Below are 22,773 nucleotides of genomic sequence, written 5' to 3' on the forward strand. Positions count from 1 at the left end.
TCCGCTCGGTTCACACGGGTCATTGTCGTCGCTGGTCGAGGCCCCGGCATCCCCCGGCCCCGTGATTCGGCCGTCCCTCACGTGAGGGACGGCCGGCCGCGGGCGTCCCCCGCGCCGGTGACGGCCAAGATGGCTCCACGCCGTGACGACCACGCCCCGGGCCGCTGCCTACTGTGCCTGGCATGGAAGCAATCATCGAAGTCGACGGGCTGCGCAAGCGGTTCGGCCGGACCACGGCCCTGGACGGGATGACGTTCACCGTCACGCCGGGGCGGGTGACCGGCTTCGTCGGCCCCAACGGCGCGGGCAAGTCCACCACGATGCGGGTGATCCTCGGCCTGGACATGGCCGACGAGGGCACCGCCCTGGTCGGCGGCCGTCCGTACGCGAGCCTGCGCAACCCGCTCGGCCACGTCGGCGCCCTGCTGGACGCCGCCGCCCTGCAGCCGAGCCGCAAGGCGCGTGACCACCTGCTGTGGCTGGCCCACTCCCAGGGCCTGACGGCCAGGCGGGTCGACGAGGTGATCGAACTGGTCGGCCTGCGGTCGGTGGCCCGGCGGAAGGCGGGCGGCTTCTCCCTCGGCATGCGCCAGCGGCTCGGGATCGCCGCGGCCCTGATCGGCGACCCGCCGATCCTCATGCTGGACGAGCCGTCCAACGGCCTCGACCCCGAGGGCATCGTGTGGATCCGCGGCCTGCTGCGCTCGCTGGCCGCCGAGGGGCGCGCCGTCCTGGTGTCCAGCCACCTGATGAGCGAGCTCCAGGACACCGCGGGCCACCTGGTGGTCGTCGGCCGGGGCCGGGTCGTCGCCGACACCAGTGTGGCCGACCTGATCGAGACCGCGTCCGGCGGGCGGGTCACGCTGCGCACCACGGCGCGGCCTGAGGCGATGACGGCGCTGGCCCGCGCTGGCGCCACCGTGGCCGCCACCGGCAGCGACACCCTCACCGTCTCCGGGCTGCCGGCCGAACGGGTCGTGACGCTCCTGGCGGAGGACGCGGTGCCGTTCTCGGAGGTGGCGGCGCACCGCGCCACCCTGGAGGAGGCCTACATGGACCTCACGCGGGACGCGGTCGATTTCCGCGCCGCCGGTCAGGAGGCGGCGCGATGACCGTCACCGCCCCCTACCGCTCCGCCCTGCCCGCCGGCCGGGACGGCATCACGCGCACGCTGCGCGCCGAATGGACCAAGTTCAGGACGGTACGCGGCTGGATGATCACCACGGTTGCCGCGGCGCTGGTCACCATGCTGCTCGGGTTGCTGTTCGCGGTCGGCAGCCGGACCTCGTGCAGCGTGGGCCCGGTCGAGGTCGCCTGCCCGGCGGTGCCGCTCGGTCCGGGCGGCGAGGCGGTGCAGGACCGGTTCTTCTTCGCGAACCAGACGCTGACCGGGGACGGCTCCATCACCGCCCGGGTGACCTCCATGACCGGCGTCATCACCTACCCCCCGCCGGACCACGACAAGCTCGTCTCCGGCCTGGTGCCGTGGGCGAAGGCCGGGATCATGATCAAGGCGAGCGCCGCGCCGGGGTCGTCGTACGCGGCGGTGACGCTCACCGGCCGGCACGGGGTGCGGATGCAGGACGACTTCACCCACGACACCGCGGGCCGCCCGGGCGGCGTCACGGCCGCCGCCCCGCGCTGGCTGCGGCTGACCCGCTCCGGCGGCACGCTCACCGGGTACGAGTCGCCCGACGGCACGCGGTGGACCGAGATCGGCACCGCCCGGCCGGCCGCTCTGCCGGCTACGGTGCGGGCCGGGCTGTTCGTCACATCGCCCAGCGACATGACGGTGAAGGCGAACACCATGGGCGGGAGCATCGTCCAAGCACGCTTCACCCAGGCCAGCGCCGTCTTCGACCGGGTCGAGGTGCGAGGCCGGGCGTCCGGCGCCTGGCGCGGCGACGACGTGGGGGACGACGGGGGAAAGACCGACTGGGAGCGGTACCACCGCCCGAGCGGGCTCCTCCAGGCCGGCGGCACCCTCACCGTGACCGGAAGCGGCGACATCGCGCCGAGCAGGGACGGCGTGCGCGTCGAGAGCACCCTCACCGGCGTGGTGCTCGGGCTGATCCTGGTGATCGTCGTGGCGGTCATGTTCGTCACCGCCGAGTACCGGCGCGGCCTGATCCGCACCACCCTGCTCGCCGAACCCCGACGCGGCCGGGTCCTGGCGGCGAAGGCCGCCGTGGCCGGCGCGGTCGCCTTCGTCACCGGGCTCACCGCCGGGGCCGTCGCGGTCCCGCTCAGCGTCGCGGTCCTGCGCGCGGGCGGCAACCACGTCCTCCCGGTGTCCCCGCTCACCGAGGTGCGCGTCGTGGCCGGGGTCGCCGCGCTGTTCGCCGCCACCGCCGTGCTCGCCGTCGCCCTCGGCGCCCTGTACCGGCGGAGCGTCGCGGCGGTGACCACCGGCATCGTGCTGCTCGTCGTCCCCTACGTCATCGCGACCGCCTCGGTCCTGCCCGATGCCGCGTCGGAGTGGCTGACGCGGCTCAGCCCGGCGGCCGGCTTCGCGATCCTGCAGAGCATCCCGGAGTACGCGCACGTCACCGGCCACTACACGCCGTCGGACGGCTACTACCCCCTGGCGCCGTGGGCGGGCATGGCCGTGCTGTGCCTGTACGCCGCGCTCGCCCTCGGGCTGGCCGTGACCCGGCTGCGGCGGAGGGACGCGTGAGGCGGGAACTGCACGCCGAGTGGACCAAGCTGCGCACCGTCGCGGCCCCCGGGTGGCTGCTGCTCGCGGTCGTCGCGCTGACGGCGGCCGCAAGCGCGGGGGTGGCCGCGACCGTGACCTGCCCGCCGGCCGGCTGCGCCTACGACGTCCCCAAGCTCGGCCTCGTCGGCGTCCAGCTCGGCCAGGCGGTCGTCGCGATCCTCGCCGTCCTGGTGATCGGGGGCGAGTACGGCACCGGCATGATCCGCACCACCCTCACCGCGATGCCCCGCCGGGCCGCCGTCCTCGCCGCCAAGGCGGCGGTGCTCACCGGCGCGACGCTGGCCGCCGGGACCGCCGCCGTGCTCGCGAGCATGCTCGCCGGGCGGCTCATCCTGCCCGGCAACGGGTTCGTGCCCGCGCCCGGGCAGGCGCTCCTGTCGCTGGGCGACGGGCCCACGCTCCGCGCGGCGGCCGGGTCGGTGCTCTACCTCGCCCTGGTCGCGCTGCTCGGCCTCGGCGTCGCCACCGCCGTGCGGGAGTCCGCGGTGGCCATCGGGGTCGTGCTCGGCCTGCTCTACCTGTTCCCGATCGTCATCGGCATGTTCGCCGACGAGGGCTGGCGGCACCTGCTGTACGCGATCGGGCCGTCGACCGCCGGGCTCACCGTCCAGGTGACCACCGGCCTGCGCGAGCTGCCCATCGGGCCGTGGACGGGCCTCGGCGTCCTGGCCGCCTGGGCCGCGGGGGCGCTGCTGTGCGGCGGCCTGATGCTCCGGGCCCGCGACGCCTGACCGCCCCGGCGCGGGCGGGCGGTCGGGGGAGCCGTCCGGGACCCCGGGCGGGCCGATCCGGGAGGGCGGGTCAGTCGTGGCGGAGGACGAAGGGGGCCTCGGCGTCGCCCCAGCCCACCGAGCCCACCGCCCACAGCCGGGAGGTGCCGGGCACCCGGGCGATGCCGGTCCTGCCGATGTCGTCGGACTCGGGGTACTGCTGGCCCTCCTCCTCACGCCGCAGCAGCGGGCCGTAGGAGGGGGTGAAGCCCTGGCCGTCGTAGTGCAGGAACAGGACCTGGCCGGAATGGTCGGCGTCGACGCCGCTGACCCACACGTCGTCCGCCGCCAGGGCCGTCAGCCCGTCGAGCCGGCCGCGCGGCACCGGGACCGGCACCCGCCTCCAGGCGGCGCCGTCCCAGTGGAGCACGAGCGGCGCCTCGGCCGAGTCGCCGGACGCCGTCACCCCGCCCACCGCCCACACGTCCGACGGCGAGACCATCCAGACCTTGCGCAGCACCCCGCCCGCGATCTCCGGCGTGCGTCCCCGCTCCCACGACTGGACGTCCGGCCCGGAGACGGCGCTGCCGTGCCAGATCATCGGGGTGCCGCGCTTCCCGGAACCGGCCGGGGCGTCGGTGCCCACCGCCCATACGTGGCCGCGCCCGGCGGTGACCGCCGTGAAGTAGCCGTCGGCGCGCAGCGCGTTGCGGAACCCGCCGCCCCGCCATTCGGTGATCATCCCCTGGGAGGCGTTGCGGCCGACGAGCCAGGCGTGGCCCCCCGTGGTCGCGACGCCGGTCAGCGCGTAGTCGTCGGCCACGCCGAAAGGATGGAAACCCGTCCAGGTCCGGCCGTTCCAGTGGGCGGCGTAGGGGCTCTCGGCGTTGCCGACGACCCACGCGTCGTCCGGCCCGTCCGCGCTCACGCCGACGAGATGCCAGGCGGAGGAGGCGGGGACGCGCTTCTCGGTCCAGCGGGTGCCGTCCCAGTGCTGGACGGCGGGCGCGCCCTCGGTGTCCTCGGCGCTCGCCTCGTAGCCGACCGCCCAGGCGTCCCGGGGACCGGTCGAGGCGACGTCGAGCAGGGCCGCGCTGTCGTCGAGCCTGGCGGCCTTGACGGCCTTCCAGGCGGGCGAGGACGCGATCTCGCCGGTCGCGGCCGGGCTCGCCGCGGCGCCCGGTGTCGCGGCCGGAGACCCCGGGGAGGGCCGCGCCGGCGGCCCGCCAGGCGCGCCGCCGCACGACGTCACCAGGACCAGGCAGGTGATCGCGATCGGCCAGCGCGGCGTAGTCCCCATGGCACGGCATGTTCCCAGGTGGTGCCGCGCCCCGCCACCGAACGCCGGTAACGGCTCTGGGCTAGCCGCCGAGCCGCCCGGCGACGTTTTCGTACGTTGTCAGGACCAGGTCCCAGAAGCGGGGGACGTCGATCGAGGTGCCGACCATGGCGTTCGGGGCGCGTCCGGCGAGGCCGAAGTCGGTGACGGTCATCCCCGAGGTGTACCGGCCGGCCGTCTCGACCTGGACCACGGCCGGTTCCAGCGTGACCAGCGAGGGGTCGATCAGGTAGGCGAGCGCGCATGCGTCGTGGACGGCGGGGCCCTCGTCGGCGGTGACCATGCCGTAGAACTCCACGCAGGGCACGAGCAGGTCGGTGCCGAGCCGGCCCATCGCCCGCATGCGGTCGACGATCCTCCCGACGGCGAGCGCCTGGCGGCTCACGTCCAGGCCGATCGTCGTCACCGTCCAGCCGGCGCCGAAGACCACGGCGGCGGACTCGGGGTCGGCGGCGATGTTGAACTCGGCGGCGGGGGAGTAGTTGCCCCGGGTGTAGGAGCCGCCGAGGATCGCGAACTCGCGCGCCCAGTCGACCACCCTCGGCTCCTTGAGCACGGCCAGGGCCACGTTGGTGAGCGGGCCGATGGCGACCAGGGTGATCTCGCCGGGTGCGGCCCTGAGCGTGTCGATGATGAAGTCGGCGGCGTGCCCGTCGCGCGGGGGGAGCACGGCCTCGGGCAGCCGGGCCCCGCCCAGGCCGAACTCGCCGTGCACGTTGGCCGCGTCCTTCGGGGTGCGCCGCCGGGCGGCCAGGGTGTCCCGCGCGTCCGGTTCGTTCCACGGGTCGCGCAGCAGGGGGCCCGCGCTTCCGGCCGTCACCGGGACCTCGGGGAAGCCGAGGAACTCGCGCAGCCGCAGGGCGTTGGCGGTGGTGTAGGCGAGGTTGACGTTCCCGCCGACGGTGGTGATCCCGACGATCTCCAGGGCGGGACTCCCGTGCGCGAGCGTGATGGCCAGCGCGTCGTCGATGCCCGGGTCACAGTCGATGATGATCTTCCTGGCGCTCACCCTTCCAGCTTGGCCGACACCCCACCACCCGGCAAATCGGGAATACCACCACCTGATGGGCGGTTGGCCGGACAATGGAGCCGACCAAGCGCGGCCGGGTACGGGTAGAGCCCACCGGCAAGCGCGTCCGCACGTACATCGGGGGGCGGCCGGTGGCCGACACCTCCAGCGCACTGCTGGTCTGGGAGATCCCGTACTACCCGGCCTACTACTTCCCGGCGGCCGACGTCGACCTGAGTCGTCTCACCGCGACCGGGGCGACCGAGCACTCGCCCAGCCGGGGCGACGCCCTGGTCCACGACATCGAGGGCAGGCCCGGAGCGGCCCTGGTGTACCGCGACTCGCCGATCGATGAGCTCAAGGACACGGTGCGGTTCTCCTGGGACGCGATGGACTCGTGGTTCGAGGAGGACGAGGAGGTCTTCGTCCACCCCCGCGACCCGTACACCAGGGTGGACGTCCTGGCGAGCTCGCGCCACGTGCGCGTCGAGGTGGACGGGGTCACCGTCGCGGACTCGCGGAGCCCGCGCATCCTGTACGAGACCGGGCTGCCGCCGAGGTACTACCTGCCGAAGCCCGATGTCCGCTTCGACCTGCTGGAGCACACCGACACGGTCACGCGCTGCCCGTACAAGGGGGAGGCGGAGTACTGGTCGGCCGGGGAGAGCAAGGACATCGCCTGGTCCTACCGCACGCCGCTGCCGGAGTCGCAGAAGATCGCGAGCCTGGTCGCCTTCTGGGACGAGAAGGTCGACACCTACGTCGACGGCGTCCTGCGCGACCGGCCGAAGACCCACTTCTAGGTCCTCCAGCGCATACGGCCCGCGCGTGGCGTCACGCGCGGGCCGTGCGGGAGCCTGCCTGGGAGAGGCGGCGGCGCGCTCAGCGCCGGATGACGTGCAGGACGCTCGCGATCCTCTCCGCGGCGGTGACGATGTCGGAGGCGTGGCCGATGCGGCCGGCCCACGAGAGCCAGAACCACCATTCACCGTCCGCCGCGTTGGCGGCGAGGACGTCTTCGGTGACCGCGGGGGCCATTGGATTGATCACGCGGAGGCGCGGATAGAGCCCGGTGCGCGCGGTCAGGCGGACCTGGAAGGCGTGCGCCTCCAACTGCGCGGCGAGTCTCTCCAGGTGGTCGATGGCCTCGGCCGACTGGACGCTCGGTGTTGCGGTCTTCATGGTGGTCTCCAGCGGGGACATTGTGGGACCGGTTGGGGACCAGACTGAACCTGTGCGCGCTCAGCGGCAATCAGAGCAAATCCACTGATAAGTGGAATACCGTCGGTTGAAGCCGGGGTTTACGTGGAAACCACGCGGGTGCCCAGGCCTCAGTCTCGTAACGCTGTAGGTCTTTAGGTGCCGACTGGTTAACATCGGGGAAACATCCGTAAGGCCGAACACTCCAGTGGCGGAGGGCAAGAATGGCCCGTGGAGAGCACTCCCCGGCGTGCGCGCGACGCTGGCGGGAACAGGCCGTGTCCCGCCAGTGGAGCCCCTGGCAGACGACACAGGCCATCAACAGCTGCTGCGGGGTGAGCCTGCTCAAGGCGCACCGCCTCGCGCGCGGCTGGTCGGCGCGCCAGGCCATCGAGGAGCTGGAGCGCCTCTGCGAGGCGCATGCCCTGGGCCTGCCCCGGGCCAGCATCGACCTGCTGAACGCCTGGGAGAACAACCGGGCCCGGCCGAGGCCGCAGACCATCGACCAGATCGCCCGGCTCTACGCGGCGAACGCCGTGCGCCTGGGCCTGGCCGCCGACTACTGCGACGACGGCGAGGGCCCGAACGTCGTGGTCGTCGCCTCCAACCACGCCACCCCGCCCGAGGAGGCCGTCCCGCACGCCCGCGTCGTCGCGCTCGACCCCGACGACGAGGCCGAGCGCCGCGCGCTGTTCCACCACGCCCTGCTGAGCTCCGGGCTCCCCCTGAACGGCCGCCTGCTCGCCGAGGTCGAGCGCACCCGCCAGGACATGGACCGCACGCTCGCCGCCGGCACGATCAGCGAGGACCAGCTCGACCGGCTCGACGAGCAGGTGCTGCGCTACCGCCGCGAGTACATCAAGAGCGCCCCGCTGCCCATGCTCTACCGGCTGATGCTGGAGATCGCCGACGTGCGCCGGCTGGTCTCCTCCCGGCAGCCCGCCGTCACCCAGCGGCGCCTGCTGAACGCCACCACCATGCTCGCCCTGCTCTCGGCCGACGCGCTGATGAAGCTCGGCGACACCCGCCAGGCCCACGCCTGGTACGGCACGGCGCGCGCCGCCTCCGACGACATGGGCGAGGTCAGGCTGCGCGCCCTGGTGCGGGCGCAGGAGGCCATGCTGCCGTACTACTACGGCGACCTCACCGAGACCGTCAGGCTCGCGCGCGAGGCGCGGATGCTCGCCGGGAGCGCTCCAAGTTCGCCCGCCGCACTCGGCGCAGCCGCCGAGGCGCGCGCGCTGGCGCGGATGGGCGAGCACCAGGCCGCCCGCGTCGCGCTGGCCGAGGCCGAGCGCATCTTCTCGCGGATGCCCCGCGAGGGCGCCGACCACCTCGCGTTCCGCTTCTCCGAGCGGCGGCTGCAGTTCTACCGCATGGGCACCCTCATCGAGCTGGGCGAGTCCCAGCAGGTGCAGGAGTGGATCTCCCGGCCCTCCAGCCCCTACACGATCGACCCGGCCCTGGTCCTGCTCGACCAGGCGGCGCACGTCGCCAGGGACGGCGGCTACGACGAGGCGTGCCGGCTCGCCGAGCAGGCCCTCACGCAGGTGCCGCCGGAGCACCGCACCTCGATCGTGGTCACCCGCGCCCGCGCCCTGCTGTCCACCGTCCCGCGCGGCCAGCGCCGCACGCCCGCCGCGCGACATTTACACGACCTTCTGGCGGAGGCGGGTCCGCAACTCGCGCTGGAACGCCCATGAGCATGCTGGCGGACGAGGCCGCCGCGATCTTGGTGGAAGTGTGCGACAGCGTCGGCCTCGACGCCAGGGACGCCCAGCTGCTCCGGGTCAGGAGCAACGCGGTCTTCAAGCTCCGCGACGAGATCGTGGTCCGCATCGCCACCGCGCCCGACGCCCTCACCCGGCTGCCGGTCGTGCTGGCCGTGGCCAGGTGGCTGGCCGACCAGGGCTTCCCGACGGTGCGCCCGGCCGACGAGCTGTGCGAGCAGCCCCTGGTGTTCGACGGGCGCGTGGTGACGTTCTGGCACTACGTGCCCGCCAGCGGGCGGCCCACGACCACCCAGCTCGGGAACATCCTGCGCAGCCTGCACCTTCTGCCGGTGCCGCCGTTCCCGCTGAAGCGGCTCGCCGACCCGCTGGCCGAGGTCCGTGACTCGGTCGAGCACCGCAAGGAGGTGCTCACCCCCTGCCAGCGGGCCTGGCTGCGCGACAGGGTGGCCGAGCTGACCGCGCGCTGGGCCGAGTTGGAGACCGAGGGACCCTCGGTGCTGCTGCACGGGGACGCCTGGATCGACAACCTGCTGCGCTGCCAGGACGGCCACGCCGTGCTCTGCGACTGGGACGGGGTCGCCGTCGGCCCCCGCGAGTGGGACCTGGTCCACACCTACCACGGGCAGCGCCGGTTCGGCCTGACCGCCTCCGACGTCGACGCCTTCGCCGGGGCGTACGGCTCGGACCTGCGCCGCTGGCACGGCTACCCGACGCTCATGGAGATCAGGGACATGTACGCGGTCGGCATCCACATCCGCAACGCGGCCCGCGACCCGTTCTCCCGCAAGGAGCTGCCCCGCCGCCTCGACTCGCTCACCCGCGGCGACGGCCAGGCCCGCTGGTACCTCGCCGAACCCGCCTGACCCTCCCGCTTGCCCTTTCCGACCGGTCGCGGCCCGTGGCCGCCTGAGCGGACGGGCGTGGCAGACTGCTTTGTCATGATCGTCCGGCGGTCGTGAGCGGCCGGTCGCGGGGCCACGCGTGCGACAAACCAGGCTGAGTGGGCATGGGTCAGACAATGGACTCCGCGCCCGGCGGCCCCCGCCTCCGGCCGCGCCTGTGCGAAGCCGCTCGTGAGAAGGGGAGACGAGAATGATCTTCGAAGGTTCCCCCCTGGACGCCGGGCTCCTCTCGCCCGTACGGGCCGGCACGACGGTCGCGGCGCTGACCTGCGACGAGGCGTTCCTGCGGGGAATGCTCGACGCCGAGGCCGCGCTCGCCCGCGCCCAGGCGCGCTTCGGCATCGTGCCCACCTCGGCCGCCGAGGCCGTCACGGCGCTGTGCGAGAAGATCGAGATCGACGTGGCCGAGCTGGCCCGCCGCGCCCGGGAGGCGGGCAACCCCGTGGTCCCCCTGCTGGCCGAGCTCCGCGCCGCCGAGGGCTCGCTGGGCGGGTTCCTGCACCACGGGGCGACCAGCCAGGACATCGTGGACACCGCGCTGATGCTGATGGCGAAACGGGCGCGCGAGGTGATCCTCGCCGACCTCGGCCGCACGCTGTACGCCCTGGCCCGGCTCGCCGACGGGCACCGCGACACGCCGATGGCCGGGCGCACCCTCGGGCAGCACGCCGTACCGATCACATTCGGCCTGAAGGCGGCCGGCTGGCTGACGCTGGTCGCCGAGGCCAGGGCCGCCCTGCGGGAGGCGCGGCTGCCCGCCCAGCTCGGCGGCGCCGCGGGCACCCTGGAAGGGCTCGGCCCCGCCGAGCTGACCGACGTGTTCGCCGACGAGCTCGGCCTGGCACGGGCCACACTGCCCTGGCACACACGCAGGACCGCCGTCGCCGGGCTCGGCGCGGCGCTCGCGACCACGGCAGGGGCGCTCGGGAAGATCGCGGGGGACGTGGTGCTGCTGGCCCAGAACGAGGTCGGGGAGGTCGCCGAGCCGGCCGCCCCCGGCAGGGGCGGCTCCTCGGCGATGCCCCACAAGCGCAACCCGGTGCTGTCGGTCCTGATCGGGTCCGCGGCGGCGCAGGTGCCGGCCCTGGCCCAGATCCTCCAGTCCTCGATGGTCGCCGAGCACGAACGGCCCACCGGCGCCTGGCACGCCGAGTGGATGCCGCTGCGGGAGTGCCTGCGCCTTACCGGGGGCGCGGCGGAGATCGCCGCCGAGCTGTGCGCGGGCCTGCGGGTCTTCCCCGAGCGGATGCGGGCGAACCTCGACGCCACCGGCGACCTGACCGGCGGCCTCGGCGCCTCGGGGGACCTGGTCACCCGCGCCCTGGAGGCGTACGAGGAGGGCGGCTGACCGGCTTCGTGCCGGAGGGGGGCGTCGGACCCGCTTCGTGCCGGAGGCGTACGAGGAAGCGATCGACCGGCTTCGTGCCGGGGGCGTCGGGAGATGGCCGGTGAGCCGGCCGTGATGAGGGGAGGCAGCGTGGAGCTGCGATATCGGTTGTCCGGACCGCAGGACGGGCCGCTGCTGGTGCTGGGGCCGTCCCTCGGCACCACGACGCATGTGTGGGACCCGCAGATGGCCGAGCTGAGCCGTTCGTGGCGGGTGCTCCGCTACGACCTGCCGGGGCACGGCGCCTCGCCCGCCGTCAAGGACGCGTTCTCCGTCGACGACCTGGCCAGGGAGGTCCTCGCGTTCACCGGCACCGAGCGCTTCGCGATCGGCGGGGTGTCCCTCGGCGGCGCGGTCGCGCTGGCCGTCGCGCTCCTCGCCCCCGAGCGGGTCTCGGACCTGGTGCTGTGCTGCACCTCGGCCTGTTTCGGCGTGCCGGAGCCCTGGCGGGAACGGGCCGCGCGGGTGCGCGCCGAGGGGACGAGCTGGCTGGCCGGCCTGGTGACCGCCCGGTGGTTCACCCTCGGCGTCGCCCCCGAGCTGGCCGAACCGGTCCAGACGAGCCTGCTCGGCACCGACGCGGAGTCGTACGCCCTGGCCTGCGACGCGATCGCGGCCTTCGACCTGCGTGACCGGCTGGCCGGTGTGACGGCGCGCACGCTGGTGATCGCGGGCGACCAGGACCCGGCGACCCCCCTGGAGCACGCCGAGACCCTCGCCGAGGGCATCCCCGGCGCGCGGCTGGCGGTGGTCGCCGAGGCGGCCCACCTGGCCAACCTGGAGCGCGCGCGGGCGGTGTCCGGCCTCATGTCGCGCTTCCTCGGGCACGGCCAGGGCATGAAGGCGCGCCGCGAGGTGCTCGGCGACGCCCACGTGGACCGGGCCCTGGCCTCGGTCACCGACTTCACGGCCGACTTCCAGGACTTCATCACCCGGTACGCGTGGGGGGAGATCTGGACCCGCCCCGGCCTCGATCGCAGGACGCGGAGCTGCGTCACGCTCACCGCCCTGGTCGCCCGGGGACATCTCGACGAGCTCGCGATGCACGTGCGGGCCGCGCTGCGCAACGGGCTCACCCCCGACGAGATCAAGGAAGTGCTGCTCCAGACCGCCGTCTACTGCGGGGTTCCCGCTGCCAACGCCGCCTTCGGCGTGGCCCAGCGGGTGCTTCAGGAGGAGAACTGACCATATGCCGGAACACGGGCGTCCTGTCACGCTATGTAGCGACAAATCAGGGCCCGTCGGGTTCACTCGGGGTACGGCGACCAGCGGCCTTCGCGACACGCGTGATTCGTTTGTGATTCGGTCAGACAGCCGGTAGGGTCGACCGTGTTGCAGTCGTAGTTTCCTCGAACGTCTTTTTCAAAAGCGCCCGCGGGAAGTTTCCTGACAGCGGTCGTTCTGCTTCTTCAGCGGTTTCCGCGGATGCAGGGTCTGGTCCGCTACGCAGCCCCGAGCAGCCGACTTGGCGGCCCGGTGAAGCTCCTAACAAGGAGAAGCAGAGTTGTCTGAAGGCACCGTAAAGTGGTTCAACGCCGAAAAGGGCTTTGGGTTCATCGCTCCGGACGACGGTAGTGCCGACGTGTTCGTGCACTACTCGGCGATCACCTCCGGTGGCTACCGCAGCCTGGATGAGAACCAGCGAGTCACGTACGTGACCGTTCAGGGGGCCAAGGGCCCGCAGGCCGAGCAGGTTACCGTCATCTGACGCAGCCATTCTCATCTGGGCCCGTACCGCTCCGCCGGTACGGGCCCTTAGATTTTCCGGCCGGATCCGGCCACGCTTGCCAGATATTTTGCCGTCCGCGGGGGTAGAGGCGGGCGAGTGAGACTCACCTTTACCTCAGACCTGTGGTGGAAGAACGCCGTCGTCTACTGCCTCGACGTGGAGACCTACGCCGACGGCAACGGCGACGGCATCGGCGATTTCCGCGGCGCCACCGAGCATATCGATCATCTCGAACGGCTCGGGGTGACCTGTATCTGGCTGATGCCGTTCTTCCCGACGCCCGACCGCGACGATGGATACGACATATCGGACTTTTACGGTATAGATCCACGACTCGGGACGCTCGGGGAGTTCGTCGAGTTCATGCGCACGGCGCGTGACCGGGGCATCCGGGTGATCGCCGACCTCGTGGTCAACCACACCTCCGACCAGCACCCCTGGTTCAAGGAGGCGCGGTCGACCAAGGACTCGCGCTACCGCGACTGGTACATCTGGTCCGACACCCCCGAACCCGACGACCCCAAGGGCGTGGTCTTCCCCGACAAGGAGAAGAGCCTCTGGGAGTACGACAAGGGCAGCGGCCAGTACTACTACCACCGTTTCTACCGGTTCCAGCCGGACCTCAACGTCGCCAACCCCGACGTTCGCGATGAGATCGCCCGCATCCTCGGCTTCTGGATGGAGCTCGGGCTCTCGGGGTTCCGCGTCGACGCCGTCCCCTTCCTGGTCGAGGACGTCTCCATCAAGGAGGAGACCGCGAAGGAGGAGTCCGCGGGCGATCGGGCCGGCAAACCCGCCAAGGGCAAGGGCGCCAAGGCCAAGCCCGCCGGGGGCAAGGAGGTCGCGCTGCCGGACGTGCACGAGTTCATGCGCGACATGCGCGCCTTCATGAACCGCAGGGACGGCAGCGCCGTCCTCCTCGGCGAGGTCAACCTGGAGTACCCGGACCTGCTCAAGTTCTTCGGCAACGACCTCGGCGACGAGGTCACGATGTGCTTCGACTTCATCGGCATGCAGCGGATGTACCTGGCGCTCGCCCGGGAGGACGCCAGACCGCTGGCCCAGTCGCTCAAGGACCGCCCGGCGCCGCCCAGGGACAGCCACTGGGCCACCTTCGTCCGCAACCACGACGAGCTGACGCTGGACAAGCTGACCGAGAAGGAGCGCCAGGAGGTCTTCGCGGCGTTCGGCCCCGACAAGGACATGCAGCTGTACGACCGTGGACTGCGCCGGCGCCTGCCGCCCATGCTGGACGGCGACCTGCGGAAGATCAAGATGGTCTACAGCCTGCTGTTCTCCCTGCCGGGCACGCCCGTGCTCTTCTACGGCGAGGAGATCGGCATGGGGGAGAACCTCAAGGTCGAGGGCCGCGAGTCCGTGCGGACGCCGATGCAGTGGACGCCCCACCGCAACGGCGGCTTCTCCACCGCCGACCCCGAGACGTTCCGCAACCCCATGGTCGAGGGGGAGTACGGCCCGGAGAACGTCAACGTCAGCGCCCAGCGGCGCGACCCCGACTCCCTGCTCATGTGGATCACCAAGCTGGTCGAGCAGTACCGGGGATGCCCCGAGCTGGCCTGGGGCGAGTACCAGGTGCTCGACACCGGGGAGCCCGCCGTCCTCGCGCACCGCGCGGACATCGACGGCACCACCGTCCTCGCCCTGCACAACTTCTCCGGCGAGAAGGTGTCCGTCGAGCTCGACCTCGGCGACCTCGGCGACGGCCAGGTGCTGACCGACCTGCTGCTCGACGGCACCACCGAGCTCTCCGCCAAGGGCCTGGCGTCGGTCGACCTCGACCCGTACGGCTGCCGCTGGATGCGGGCCTCCGAGCCCGAGCTCGCGCCGGCCGACAAGGCGGACGGCCCCCAGCGCGGCAAGGTCGGCGGCGCCAGGGCCGCCAAGAGCCCCGCCAAGGGCGGCACCAAAGCCCGGAGTGGCGCCGCCGCCAAGGGTGGTACCGCCGCCGCCAAGAGCGGCGCCGCGTCCAAGGGCGCCACGACGGCCAAGGGCGGTGCGTCCGGCAAGGGTGGCTCGTCCGGCAAGGGTGGCTCGTCCGGGAAGGGCGGTTCGTCGGGGAAGGCGGCCAAGAGCGGCTGACCCGGTTCCTCGGGTCGTTCCCCCTGGTGAACGCGGCCTCACCCTGATCTGAGGCCGCGTCCGGGCGCGGCGGGGTCGGGGTCGGCTCGGGGGCGCTCCAGGGCACGCTTCCGGCTGATCTCCGATGCCCGCGAGGGGGGCCTGCGGCCACAGTCGAAGGCATGAAGAGTCGTCTGACGGCCGGTGGGTTCGCCGCCCTCACCGGAGGGGCCACCACGATGGCCACGCTGCACGTGACCTCTGACCTGGACCCCCTCCGGGGCATGATCAGTGAGTACGCCTACCACCCGCACGGCTGGTTGCTGGCGACCTCGCTGACCTTGTTCGCCGTCGGGGCGGCTCTGCTCGCCGTGGACCTGTCGCGGCGGGGGAGCGGGCGCCCCACGGCGCTGCTGCTCGGCGCGTGGGGCTGTTGCATGTTGCTGATCGCGGCGTTCCCCACCGACCAGCCGGGGATGTCGTTGTCGATGTCGGGGGGGATCCACCGCTACGCAGCCTTTGTCGCGTTCGTTTGCATGCCGGTCGCGGGCCTGGTCGTCGCGGCCCGCGAGGGCAGGCACGCCCGGGCGCTGCGCGGGCTGAGCCTCGCCGCCACCGGGTTCCTCCTGCTGGTGCTGCTGCCCTATGCCGTCCGCATGTTCGGCGTCGACCCCGGTGCCGTGCCCGCCGGGCTGACCCAGCGCCTGGTGGTGGTCACCGAGGTCGTCGTCCTGGTCCTGATCGGGCTGTCAGCCGCCGCAGGCCGCGAAGGTGAACGCGTTCTTGATCTTGTAGGAGTCGCGGACCTTGACCGCGCCGGTGCCGGTGTCGATGCGCAGGACGGTCATGGTGGTCGACGTCTCGCCGTGCAGGACGTGCGCCGTCACCTCGTGGGCCCCCGTCCAGTCGAGCATCTCGGGAGTGGTGCCGCCGCCGGGCAGCTTGACACGGACCCCGCCCACGACGGTGTCCGACTCCAGGTCGTAGAACTTCAGGGTGCGGGTGCCGGGAGAGTAGAACGCGACCGTGCGGCCGTCGGCGCTCAGCGTGGCGGGCGTGTTGGACGCCACGACCTGCGGTGGCACCCGGCTGGTCAGCTCGTTCCCCTCGAGGTCGTAGGTGACCAGTAGCGTGGTGTTCTCGTCGGAGCCCATGGTGGCGAGCACCTCGTCCTCGTCCCCGCTGAAACCGGCGAAGGCGTGGTGTGCGGGCAGGGTGCCGAGCGCCTTGCCCGCCGCGACGTCGAACAGGCGGACCCACTTCTCGTCGCCGTCCTCCACCGCGAGGACGCCGCCGGTCAGCGACAGGTCGAACGTCAGGCCGTCCGTGGCCTTGGGAAGCGCGCTCCCCGGCATGGTGTGGACCTTCCCGGTGAGCTCCCGTACCACCAGGCGGTCGTCACGATCGCGGATGTAGGCGATGGACCGGCCGTCCCCGCTGACCGCGATCGGAGCGGGCACGTCCTTGAGTACCTTGCCGTGCGCGTCGCGGGCGTGGACCCTGGCGCCGGGCAGGGTGGACCGCGTGCCGTCGTGCAGGTTGAGCCGCCACGGGCCGCACGGGGCCGTCTCCTTCTTGACCGTGCAACTCCTGAGCGAGGCGTACCGGACCGCGCCGGCGTGCGTCTCGTGACCGGCGAGCGTCTTGTGCGCGGTGTGCGCGGTGTGCGCGGCCGGGACGGTCGTGGCGCTGTGGCCGAGTCGGGTGAGCTGGGCGAGTTGGGTGGTGCGCGGGGTGGTCGTGGTGCCCGACGCCGGCAGGGCCGTCGTCACGCCCAGGACCAGCACCAGCGCACCCACTGCTGTGAACCTCATGATTTCTCCTTTCGCCGGTTAGACCGCCGAAGAGGGCAAGAGGTTCGCGCCGCAGGCCAGGAGATCGAGCCCGGCCGGGAAGACCGTGGCCGGGGCCCCCGGGTGCCCTGGAAAACGGCACCCTGGGCCCTCGGCTCCGGTCGTGGATCAGATGAGACCGAGCTGGCGGACCGCGTCGCGCTCCTCGCCCAGCTCGGCGGCCGAGGCGTCGATGCGCTCCCGCGAGAACGAATTGACCGACACGCCCTGGACGATCTCCCAGCTCCCGCCGCGCGACACGACCGGGAACGACGAGATCAGGCCCTCGGGCACGCCGTACGAGCCGTCCGACGGGAGCCCGGCCGAGGTCCAGTCGCCCTCGGGCGTGCCGTTCACCCAGTCGTGGACGTGGTCGATCGCCGCGTTGGCCGCCGACGCCGCCGAGGACGCGCCGCGCGCCTCGATGATCGCGGCGCCGCGCTTGGCGACCGTGGGAATGAAGGTGTCGCGCAGCCAGCCCTCGTCCACCTGCTCGGCGGCGATCTTGCCGTTGACCTCGGCGTTGTACAGGTCGGGGTACTGCGTGGCGGAGTGGTTGCCCCAGATGGTCATCTTGGTGATCGCGGTCACCGGGACGTCCAGCTTGGCGGCGAGCTGCGACAGCGCGCGGTTGTGGTCGAGCCGGGTCATCGCCGTGAACCGCTCGGCGGGCACGTCGGGGGCGTGCGACTGGGCGATCAGCGCGTTGGTGTTGGCCGGGTTGCCCACCACCAGCACCCGTACGTCGTCGGCGGCGTTGTCGTTGATGGCCTTGCCCTGCGGGCCGAAGATGCCGCCGTTGGCCTGCAGCAGGTCGCCCCGCTCCATGCCGGCCGTACGCGGGCGGGCGCCCACCAGCAGCGCGATGTTGGTGCCCTCGAAGGCACGGTTGACGTCGTCGCTGATGTCGATGCCCTGGAGCAGCGGGAACGCGCAGTCGTCGAGCTCCATGGCGGTGCCCTCGGCGGCCTTGACGGCCTGCGGGATCTCCAGCAGGCTCAGCCGCACCGGCACGTCCGGGCCGAGCAGGTGGCCGGATGCGATGCGGAAGAGCAGCGCGTAGCCGATCTGACCGGCGGCGCCGGTGACGGTGACCTTGACGGGAGCCTGCGTCATGACGTTCCCCTACGTGGGCGGTTGACGGTATTCCGAACAGCCGAAGGGTATCCGCTCGAATCGCCGCCGTCCGAACGCAGGCCCCCTCCCCGGCGCGACGCGGGTCCCCTCCCCGGCGCTCGCCGGGACCCGGGGACCGCCGCTCACCACCGCGTGAAGCCGTTCGTGAGGGTCGTTGACGCGCGGCTCACACGGATCTACGGTACGGGGATCGTTCTGAGAGAGGGACGCCCCGGGAGGTCCGCATGCCCACGGTGGAAACGGTTCGCGGAAGCGTGGACGTCGGCGCCCTCGGCCAGACGCTGATGCACGAGCACGTCTTCGTCCTCGCCACCGAACACGTCGACAACTACGGGACCGGCGCCTGGTGGGACGAGGAACACCGGGTGGCCGACGCGATCTCCAAGCTTCGCGCGCTCGCCGCCACGGGCGTCGCGACCATCGTCGATCCCACGGTCTGGGGGCTCGGCAGGTACATCCCGCGCGTCCAGCGCATCGCCGCCGAGGTGCCTGAGCTCAACGTGATCGTGGCCACCGGCCTGTACTGCTTCGACGACGTCCCCCACCAGTACGAGCACCGCGGCCCGGGACTGGTGATGGACATGCCCGAGCCCATGGTCGACGACTTCGTCCGCGACATCACTGAAGGCATCGCCGGCACCGGGGTCAAGGCGGCGTTCCTCAAGTGCGTGGTGGAGCACAAGGGCGTGACGCCGGGGGTCGAGCGCATCTGCCAGGCCGTGGCCCAGGCCCACCTCAGGACCGGGGTGCCGATCACCGTCCACACCAACGCGTACACCCAGGCGGGCCTGGCCGCCGCCGACCTGTTCGCCAAGGCGGGCGTGGACCTCACCAAGGTCGTCCTCGGGCACTCCGGCGACAGCAACGACCTCGACTACCTCATGCGGCTCGCCGACACCGGCGCCACGCTGGGCATGGACCGGTTCGGGCTGGAGCTCTACAACCCCACCGAGTCGCGGGTCGCCACGATCGCCGCCCTGTGCGAACGCGGCTACGCCGACCGCATGGTCCTCAGCCACGACAGCGCCTGCTTCATGGACTACTTCGGCGGCGCCTGGGACACCATGCTGGAGCAGACCGCGCCCAACTGGCGCTACGGCCACATCCACGAGAACGTCCTCCCCGCCCTCCGCGAAAAAGGCGTGACCGACGCCCAGCTCCACCAGATGCTCATCACCAACCCCCGCCGCTACTTCTCCTGACCACGCGCGGCCACGAACGGCGCACCCCCGTGCGGCCACGAGCGGTGGGCTCGTCCTGAGACCGGAAGCCGGACAGCTCGGATCGTCCTGTCGTGGACCCTGGGCTGGACTTGACCTGGAGTCAAGTCCAGGTTCTAGGGTTCGGCGGGTGAACGACCTACCCGACATGAAGATCATCGGCTCCTTCGCGACCGTGATCCGGCCGACCCACAAGGGAGCGTGACCATGCGCTATCGCGTTCTCGGCGGCACCGGCATCGAAGTGAGCGTCCACTGTCTCGGCACCATGATGTTCGGCGCCGTCGGCAACTCCGACCACGACGACTGCGCCCGCATCGTGCACACCGCCCTCGACCACGGGATCAACTTCGTCGACACCGCGGACATGTACTCCGCGGGCGAGTCCGAGGAGATCGTGGGCAAGGCGCTCAAGGGCCGCCGCGACGACGTCGTCCTCGCCACCAAGGTGCACTTCCCGATGGGCGAAGGCCGCAACCAGGGCGGCAACTCGCGGCGCTGGATCCTCAAGGAGGTCGAGGACAGCCTGCGCCGCCTCCAGACCGACTGGATCGACCTCTACCAGGTCCACCGCCCCGACCACACGACCGACATCGAGGAGACGCTCTCGGTCCTGACCGACCTCGTGAGCCAGGGGAAGATCCGCGCCTTCGGGTGCTCGACCTTCCCGGCCGAGGACATCGTCGAGGCGTACCACGTCGCCGACCGTCGTGGCCTGCAACGCTTCAGGACCGAGCAGCCGCCGTACTCGCTCCTGGCCCGCGGAATCGAGACCTCCCTGCTGCCGACCTGCTTGCGCCTCGGCATGGGGGTGCTCACCTGGAGCCCGCTCGCCTCCGGCTTCCTGTCCGGCAAGTACCGCAAGGGCCGGCCCGTCGACCTCTCCAGCGGGCGCGCGTCGCTCATGCCGTCGCGCTTCGACCCGTCGATCCCCGAGAACGTGGCCAAGCTGGAGCTCGTCGAGAAGCTGGCCGAGGTCGCGGACGGGCTCGGCTGCTCGCTGCCCGAACTCTCCGTGGCCTTCACCCTCGTGCACCCCGCCGTCACCTCGGTGATCACCGGGCCGAGGACCATGGAACAGCTCGGCGAACTGTTGAAGGGCGCCTCGCTCGTCCTCACCGACGAGGTCCTCGACCGCCTCGACGAGATCGTGCCCCCCGGCACCAACGCCTACCACCCCGACGGCGCCTGGCTCCCCCCCTCCCTCACCACCCCCACAACCCGCCGCCGCCCCACCCCCGACCGCCCCGCCACCTAACCCCCACCCCCCCGCCGCCACACACTCCCTTCCGCTGTCCCGTGTCGCGATACGGGCGCCGAGGCGGCGGGAGGGGGTACGGCGAGGTCGGCGCCCTGTGTGGCGCCGGGCTCGGGGGAGAAGGTCCTCGCCTCCGGCTCGGGGGAGAAGGTCCTCGCCTCCGGCTCGGGCAGTCTTCCCAAGGCCTACCGGCCCTGCCGCCATTCCCGCGCCCGACCGACCCCCGGACCCCCCCGACCCCGCGATCCCGACCCGCGACCATCTCCTCGCACACTGGCACGTAGTGGGGCCGACGCGGTGGGACGGGGTACGGCCAGGCCGGCGCCCTGTACGGCGGCCCCGCCGGTAGCGGTGGGTTACTGTCTGGACCCGCGAAGGGTTCGTGGGGTCCGTGCTCTAGATGGTGAAGCCGCCGTCGACGTTGATGGTCGCGCCGGTGATGTACCGGCCGCCGTCGCCGGCGAGGTGCGCGACGGTGGCGGCGATCTCGTCGGGGGTGGCGTAGCGGCCCAGGGCGGTGAAGCTCCTGATCGCGTCGGCGTTCGGGTTGTCGGCGGGATTGGCGTCGGTGTCGGTAGGACCAGGGTTGACCAGGTTGGCGGTGATGCCACGCGGGCCCAGGTCGCGGGCCAGTCCCTTGGTCATGCCGATGAGCGCCGTCTTGCTCAGCGCGTACAACGTGAACCCCGGAAAGACCGTCCGTTCGCCCACGTTGCTGCCGACACTGATGATCCGCCCACCCTCCGTCATATGACGCGCCGCCGCACGCGACGCCATGAAGGGCGCCCGGACGTTGACGGCGACGGTCCGGTCGAACTCGGCCGGGCCGAGGTCCTCGATCGGACCGACGACGAAGACGCCGGCGTTGTTGACCAGGATGTCGAGCCGCCCGAACGTCGCGGCGGCCTCGTCCACGGCGGCCGTGACCGCCGCGACGTCGGCGCTGTCGGCCTGGACGGCCACCGCACGCCGTCCGATCTCCTTGATCTGGTCGACCACCGCGGCGGCCCGTTCGGTCTCGTGCTCGTAGGTCAGCACCACGTCGGCGCCGTCCTCGGCCAGTCGCAGTGCGACGGCCCTGCCGATGCCCCGGCTCCCGCCGGTGACCAGCGCCGTCCTGCCTTCGATCTTGTTCATGGCCACGAGCATGTCGCCCTCGTGAGCACCCGGTCTGGCGCTAATCCGACCTCGCGTTCCCAGTTCCAGGTCCGATTCCGGGAAGGGCCGAGAGGGCTACATGCGGGTTGCTCGCGGAAGCCGGGCCAGGTGTGCCGGCCCGACGGGCTACATGAGCGGGTTGCCGGGCGAGTCGAGCCAGATGTGCTGGCCCGCGGGGGTGACGGTCATCCCGAACCGGTCGCGGTCGGGAGCCCCCCAGGAGACCCAGCGCAGGTAGGCGGCCTCCACCTCCGCCCACAGGTCGCGGGGCCCCCGGTGGAAGACCGAGGACTGCTTGTACCCGGGTGCGCGATGCACCTGCGCCTCGGAGTCGCCCGACCAGAGCCACAGCCGGAATCCGCCGTCCTCCTCGCCGGCGTGCGTGCCGTACACGTCCGGCAGCGACCCGGCGACGGCGACGTCCGCCCCGGCCGAGGACCGCACCACCCTGCGCGGGTCGAGATGGGTGGCCGACCGGCGGTACGGCCCCTCGACCTGGGCGGGGACCAGCCGTTGCGACCGCATCGGCATGGCGGCCACCCCTCGGTGGAACCTGCCCACGGCGGTGCCGTCCCCGGCGGCGGTCAGCCTGAGCAGGTGGCCGCCCTCCCACCGGGGTGTCCAGGGGAGCACGATCAGCCCGCCGGGGCGGGTCTGCTCCACCCACGGATGCGGCACCTCACGCACGCCGCGGGTGACGTGGACCCGGTCGTACAGCGCCCCGTCCGGCCAGCCCCTGGCGCCGTCCCCGAGGAGCAGCCGGGGCGAGAGCCCGGACCGCTTCAGGTTCCCTGCGGCCTCGGCGAACACGAGCCGGTCGGTTTCGATGCTGGTGACGTTCTCGTCCCCGAGGCGCCGCGCCAGCAGCCCGGCCGTCCACCCCGTGCCCGTGCCGATCTCCAGGACCTCGTCCCCGTCGAAGGGGTCGAGCAGGGACAGGGCCGCCGCGACGATGCCCGGCGCGGACACCGAGGAGGCGAAGGCGCCGATGGGCTGTCTCATGTCGCCCATGCCGTCGTCGATCCGCGTGACGATCACGGCGTCGGAGTACGCGGCGGCCAGCCACATTCCCGGGTCGGCCGCTCGGTCGATCAGGTAGCCGGGGCCGTCGTCGGGGTGGCACCAGGCCCGGTCGGGAATGAACAGATGGCGGGGTACGGAACGCATGGCACCCTGCCATCGATCGTCGAGATCCGTCAGCCGATCAGTGAGGGCGGAATTATGCTCACTGATGGTCATCTGCCCTCCACTGACCTCTTTTCTCCCCTGTTCATCGCATTCCCTGGAACCGGCCGTCTGGCTCCATCACGCCGGTTCGCTTTCGCCCCGGCTTTCTGCCGATCGTAACCCGCTCTGCTCGGC

General features: G+C 72.2%; 19 protein-coding genes and 1 pseudogene. 13 read left to right on the forward strand and 7 right to left on the reverse strand.

The features are described from left to right. Positions 1-182 precede the first annotated feature (182 nt). Genes NYZ98_RS06405 through NYZ98_RS06415 form a run of 3 tightly spaced genes read left to right on the forward strand, consistent with a single transcriptional unit; the run spans position 183 to position 3,450 of the window. Entirely contained in the window at positions 183-1,112 is a 930-nt protein-coding gene (locus NYZ98_RS06405; protein WP_262841605.1) for an ATP-binding cassette domain-containing protein, read from the forward strand. Further along, positions 1,109-2,677: a DUF1349 domain-containing protein gene (locus NYZ98_RS06410; RefSeq protein WP_262841606.1), complete on the forward strand. Its 1,569-nt coding sequence runs from the start codon at positions 1,109-1,111 to the stop codon at positions 2,675-2,677. Before NYZ98_RS06405 ends, NYZ98_RS06410 begins: the two co-directional genes overlap by 4 nt. After that, positions 2,674-3,450 (forward strand): ABC transporter permease subunit, encoded by a 777-nt coding sequence (locus NYZ98_RS06415; RefSeq protein ID WP_262841607.1) that lies wholly within the window; start codon positions 2,674-2,676, stop codon positions 3,448-3,450. The genes NYZ98_RS06410 and NYZ98_RS06415 overlap by 4 nt, the downstream gene beginning before the upstream one ends. 70 nt (positions 3,451-3,520) lie before the next feature. Here the strand turns inward: NYZ98_RS06415 and NYZ98_RS06420 are convergent, their stop codons facing one another. Together NYZ98_RS06420 and NYZ98_RS06425 are read right to left on the reverse strand one after the other, a co-directional pair. Further along, positions 3,521-4,729: a hypothetical protein gene (locus tag NYZ98_RS06420; RefSeq protein WP_262841608.1), complete on the reverse strand. Its 1,209-nt coding sequence runs from the start codon at positions 4,727-4,729 to the stop codon at positions 3,521-3,523. Between the two features lie 61 nt (positions 4,730-4,790). Next, positions 4,791-5,777: a nucleoside hydrolase gene (locus NYZ98_RS06425; protein WP_262841609.1), complete on the reverse strand. Its 987-nt coding sequence runs from the start codon at positions 5,775-5,777 to the stop codon at positions 4,791-4,793. Positions 5,778-5,851: 74 nt separating this feature from the next. Here NYZ98_RS06425 and NYZ98_RS06430 point away from each other — a divergent pair, with 74 nt between their 5' ends. Then, positions 5,852-6,580, forward strand: a complete 729-nt coding sequence (locus NYZ98_RS06430; RefSeq protein ID WP_262841610.1) for a DUF427 domain-containing protein — start codon at positions 5,852-5,854, stop codon at positions 6,578-6,580. Between the two features lie 79 nt (positions 6,581-6,659). Here the strand turns inward: NYZ98_RS06430 and NYZ98_RS06435 are convergent, their stop codons facing one another. Further along, positions 6,660-6,959, reverse strand: a complete 300-nt coding sequence (locus tag NYZ98_RS06435) for a hypothetical protein (protein WP_262841611.1) — start codon at positions 6,957-6,959, stop codon at positions 6,660-6,662. Between the two features lie 242 nt (positions 6,960-7,201). Here NYZ98_RS06435 and NYZ98_RS06440 point away from each other — a divergent pair, with 242 nt between their 5' ends. The 7 genes and pseudogenes from NYZ98_RS06440 to NYZ98_RS41480 all read left to right on the forward strand — a co-directional run. After that, the gene (locus NYZ98_RS06440) at positions 7,202-8,680 is read left to right on the forward strand and encodes a helix-turn-helix domain-containing protein (protein WP_262841612.1); all 1,479 of its coding nucleotides are present in this window, start codon (positions 7,202-7,204) and stop codon (positions 8,678-8,680) included. Next, positions 8,677-9,573: a phosphotransferase enzyme family protein gene (locus NYZ98_RS06445; RefSeq protein ID WP_262841613.1), complete on the forward strand. Its 897-nt coding sequence runs from the start codon at positions 8,677-8,679 to the stop codon at positions 9,571-9,573. The genes NYZ98_RS06440 and NYZ98_RS06445 overlap by 4 nt, the downstream gene beginning before the upstream one ends. 229 nt (positions 9,574-9,802) lie before the next feature. After that, positions 9,803-10,960, forward strand: a complete 1,158-nt coding sequence (gene pcaB / locus NYZ98_RS06450) for a 3-carboxy-cis,cis-muconate cycloisomerase (protein WP_262841614.1) — start codon at positions 9,803-9,805, stop codon at positions 10,958-10,960. A 129-nt stretch (positions 10,961-11,089) separates the two neighbouring features. Further along, positions 11,090-12,184 (forward strand): bifunctional 3-oxoadipate enol-lactonase/4-carboxymuconolactone decarboxylase PcaDC, encoded by a 1,095-nt coding sequence (gene pcaDC / locus NYZ98_RS06455; RefSeq protein WP_316249534.1) that lies wholly within the window; start codon positions 11,090-11,092, stop codon positions 12,182-12,184. Between the two features lie 319 nt (positions 12,185-12,503). Then, entirely contained in the window at positions 12,504-12,707 is a 204-nt protein-coding gene (locus tag NYZ98_RS06460; protein WP_248959313.1) for a cold-shock protein, read from the forward strand. A 117-nt stretch (positions 12,708-12,824) separates the two neighbouring features. Beyond that, complete coding sequence (locus tag NYZ98_RS06465) at positions 12,825-14,828, forward strand: alpha-amylase family protein (RefSeq protein WP_262841616.1); 2,004 nt, start codon at positions 12,825-12,827, stop codon at positions 14,826-14,828. 263 nt (positions 14,829-15,091) lie between these two features. Then, a pseudogene (locus NYZ98_RS41480) lies at positions 15,092-15,496 on the forward strand (DUF998 domain-containing protein); the annotation flags it as partial. Between the two features lie 60 nt (positions 15,497-15,556). On the opposite strand, the gene NYZ98_RS06475 reads toward NYZ98_RS41480, so the two are convergent. Together NYZ98_RS06475 and NYZ98_RS06480 are read right to left on the reverse strand one after the other, a co-directional pair. Next, on the reverse strand, positions 15,557-16,621 hold the full coding sequence (locus NYZ98_RS06475) for a WD40 repeat domain-containing protein (RefSeq protein ID WP_262841618.1): 1,065 nt from the start codon (positions 16,619-16,621) through the stop codon (positions 15,557-15,559). 147 nt (positions 16,622-16,768) lie between these two features. Further along, positions 16,769-17,755 (reverse strand): malate dehydrogenase, encoded by a 987-nt coding sequence (locus tag NYZ98_RS06480; RefSeq protein ID WP_262841619.1) that lies wholly within the window; start codon positions 17,753-17,755, stop codon positions 16,769-16,771. Positions 17,756-18,000: 245 nt separating this feature from the next. On the opposite strand from NYZ98_RS06480, the gene NYZ98_RS06485 reads away from it, so the two are divergent. Then, the gene (locus NYZ98_RS06485) at positions 18,001-18,978 is read left to right on the forward strand and encodes a phosphotriesterase family protein (protein ID WP_262841620.1); all 978 of its coding nucleotides are present in this window, start codon (positions 18,001-18,003) and stop codon (positions 18,976-18,978) included. Positions 18,979-19,203: 225 nt separating this feature from the next. Next, the gene (locus NYZ98_RS06490; RefSeq protein ID WP_262841621.1) at positions 19,204-20,253 is read left to right on the forward strand and encodes an aldo/keto reductase; all 1,050 of its coding nucleotides are present in this window, start codon (positions 19,204-19,206) and stop codon (positions 20,251-20,253) included. 396 nt (positions 20,254-20,649) lie between these two features. Here NYZ98_RS06490 and NYZ98_RS06495 read toward each other — a convergent pair whose 3' ends face one another. Together NYZ98_RS06495 and NYZ98_RS06500 are read right to left on the reverse strand one after the other, a co-directional pair. Next, the gene (locus tag NYZ98_RS06495) at positions 20,650-21,390 is read right to left on the reverse strand and encodes an SDR family NAD(P)-dependent oxidoreductase (RefSeq protein ID WP_262841622.1); all 741 of its coding nucleotides are present in this window, start codon (positions 21,388-21,390) and stop codon (positions 20,650-20,652) included. A 147-nt stretch (positions 21,391-21,537) separates the two neighbouring features. Then, complete coding sequence (locus NYZ98_RS06500; RefSeq protein WP_262841623.1) at positions 21,538-22,578, reverse strand: methyltransferase domain-containing protein; 1,041 nt, start codon at positions 22,576-22,578, stop codon at positions 21,538-21,540. Positions 22,579-22,773 lie beyond the last annotated feature (195 nt).

Source organism: Sphaerisporangium corydalis (genome assembly GCF_025506355.1).
GTDB classification, from domain to species: domain Bacteria; phylum Actinomycetota; class Actinomycetes; order Streptosporangiales; family Streptosporangiaceae; genus Sphaerisporangium; species Sphaerisporangium corydalis.

Coding starts and splice junctions, on each gene's coding strand:
- NYZ98_RS06420 (WP_262841608.1), bottom strand. CDS start 4,729: ATGGGGACTACGCCGCGCTGGCCGATCGCGATCACCTGCCTGGTCCTG.
- NYZ98_RS06495 (WP_262841622.1), bottom strand. CDS start 21,390: ATGAACAAGATCGAAGGCAGGACGGCGCTGGTCACCGGCGGGAGCCGG.
- NYZ98_RS06405 (WP_262841605.1), top strand. CDS start 183: ATGGAAGCAATCATCGAAGTCGACGGGCTGCGCAAGCGGTTCGGCCGG.
- NYZ98_RS06445 (WP_262841613.1), top strand. CDS start 8,677: ATGAGCATGCTGGCGGACGAGGCCGCCGCGATCTTGGTGGAAGTGTGC.
- pcaB (WP_262841614.1), top strand. CDS start 9,803: ATGATCTTCGAAGGTTCCCCCCTGGACGCCGGGCTCCTCTCGCCCGTA.
- NYZ98_RS06475 (WP_262841618.1), bottom strand. CDS start 16,621: ATGAGGTTCACAGCAGTGGGTGCGCTGGTGCTGGTCCTGGGCGTGACG.
- NYZ98_RS06490 (WP_262841621.1), top strand. CDS start 19,204: ATGCGCTATCGCGTTCTCGGCGGCACCGGCATCGAAGTGAGCGTCCAC.
- NYZ98_RS06430 (WP_262841610.1), top strand. CDS start 5,852: ATGGAGCCGACCAAGCGCGGCCGGGTACGGGTAGAGCCCACCGGCAAG.
- NYZ98_RS06500 (WP_262841623.1), bottom strand. CDS start 22,578: ATGCGTTCCGTACCCCGCCATCTGTTCATTCCCGACCGGGCCTGGTGC.
- NYZ98_RS06485 (WP_262841620.1), top strand. CDS start 18,001: ATGCCCACGGTGGAAACGGTTCGCGGAAGCGTGGACGTCGGCGCCCTC.
- NYZ98_RS06440 (WP_262841612.1), top strand. CDS start 7,202: ATGGCCCGTGGAGAGCACTCCCCGGCGTGCGCGCGACGCTGGCGGGAA.
- NYZ98_RS06480 (WP_262841619.1), bottom strand. CDS start 17,755: ATGACGCAGGCTCCCGTCAAGGTCACCGTCACCGGCGCCGCCGGTCAG.
- NYZ98_RS06410 (WP_262841606.1), top strand. CDS start 1,109: ATGACCGTCACCGCCCCCTACCGCTCCGCCCTGCCCGCCGGCCGGGAC.
- NYZ98_RS06435 (WP_262841611.1), bottom strand. CDS start 6,959: ATGAAGACCGCAACACCGAGCGTCCAGTCGGCCGAGGCCATCGACCAC.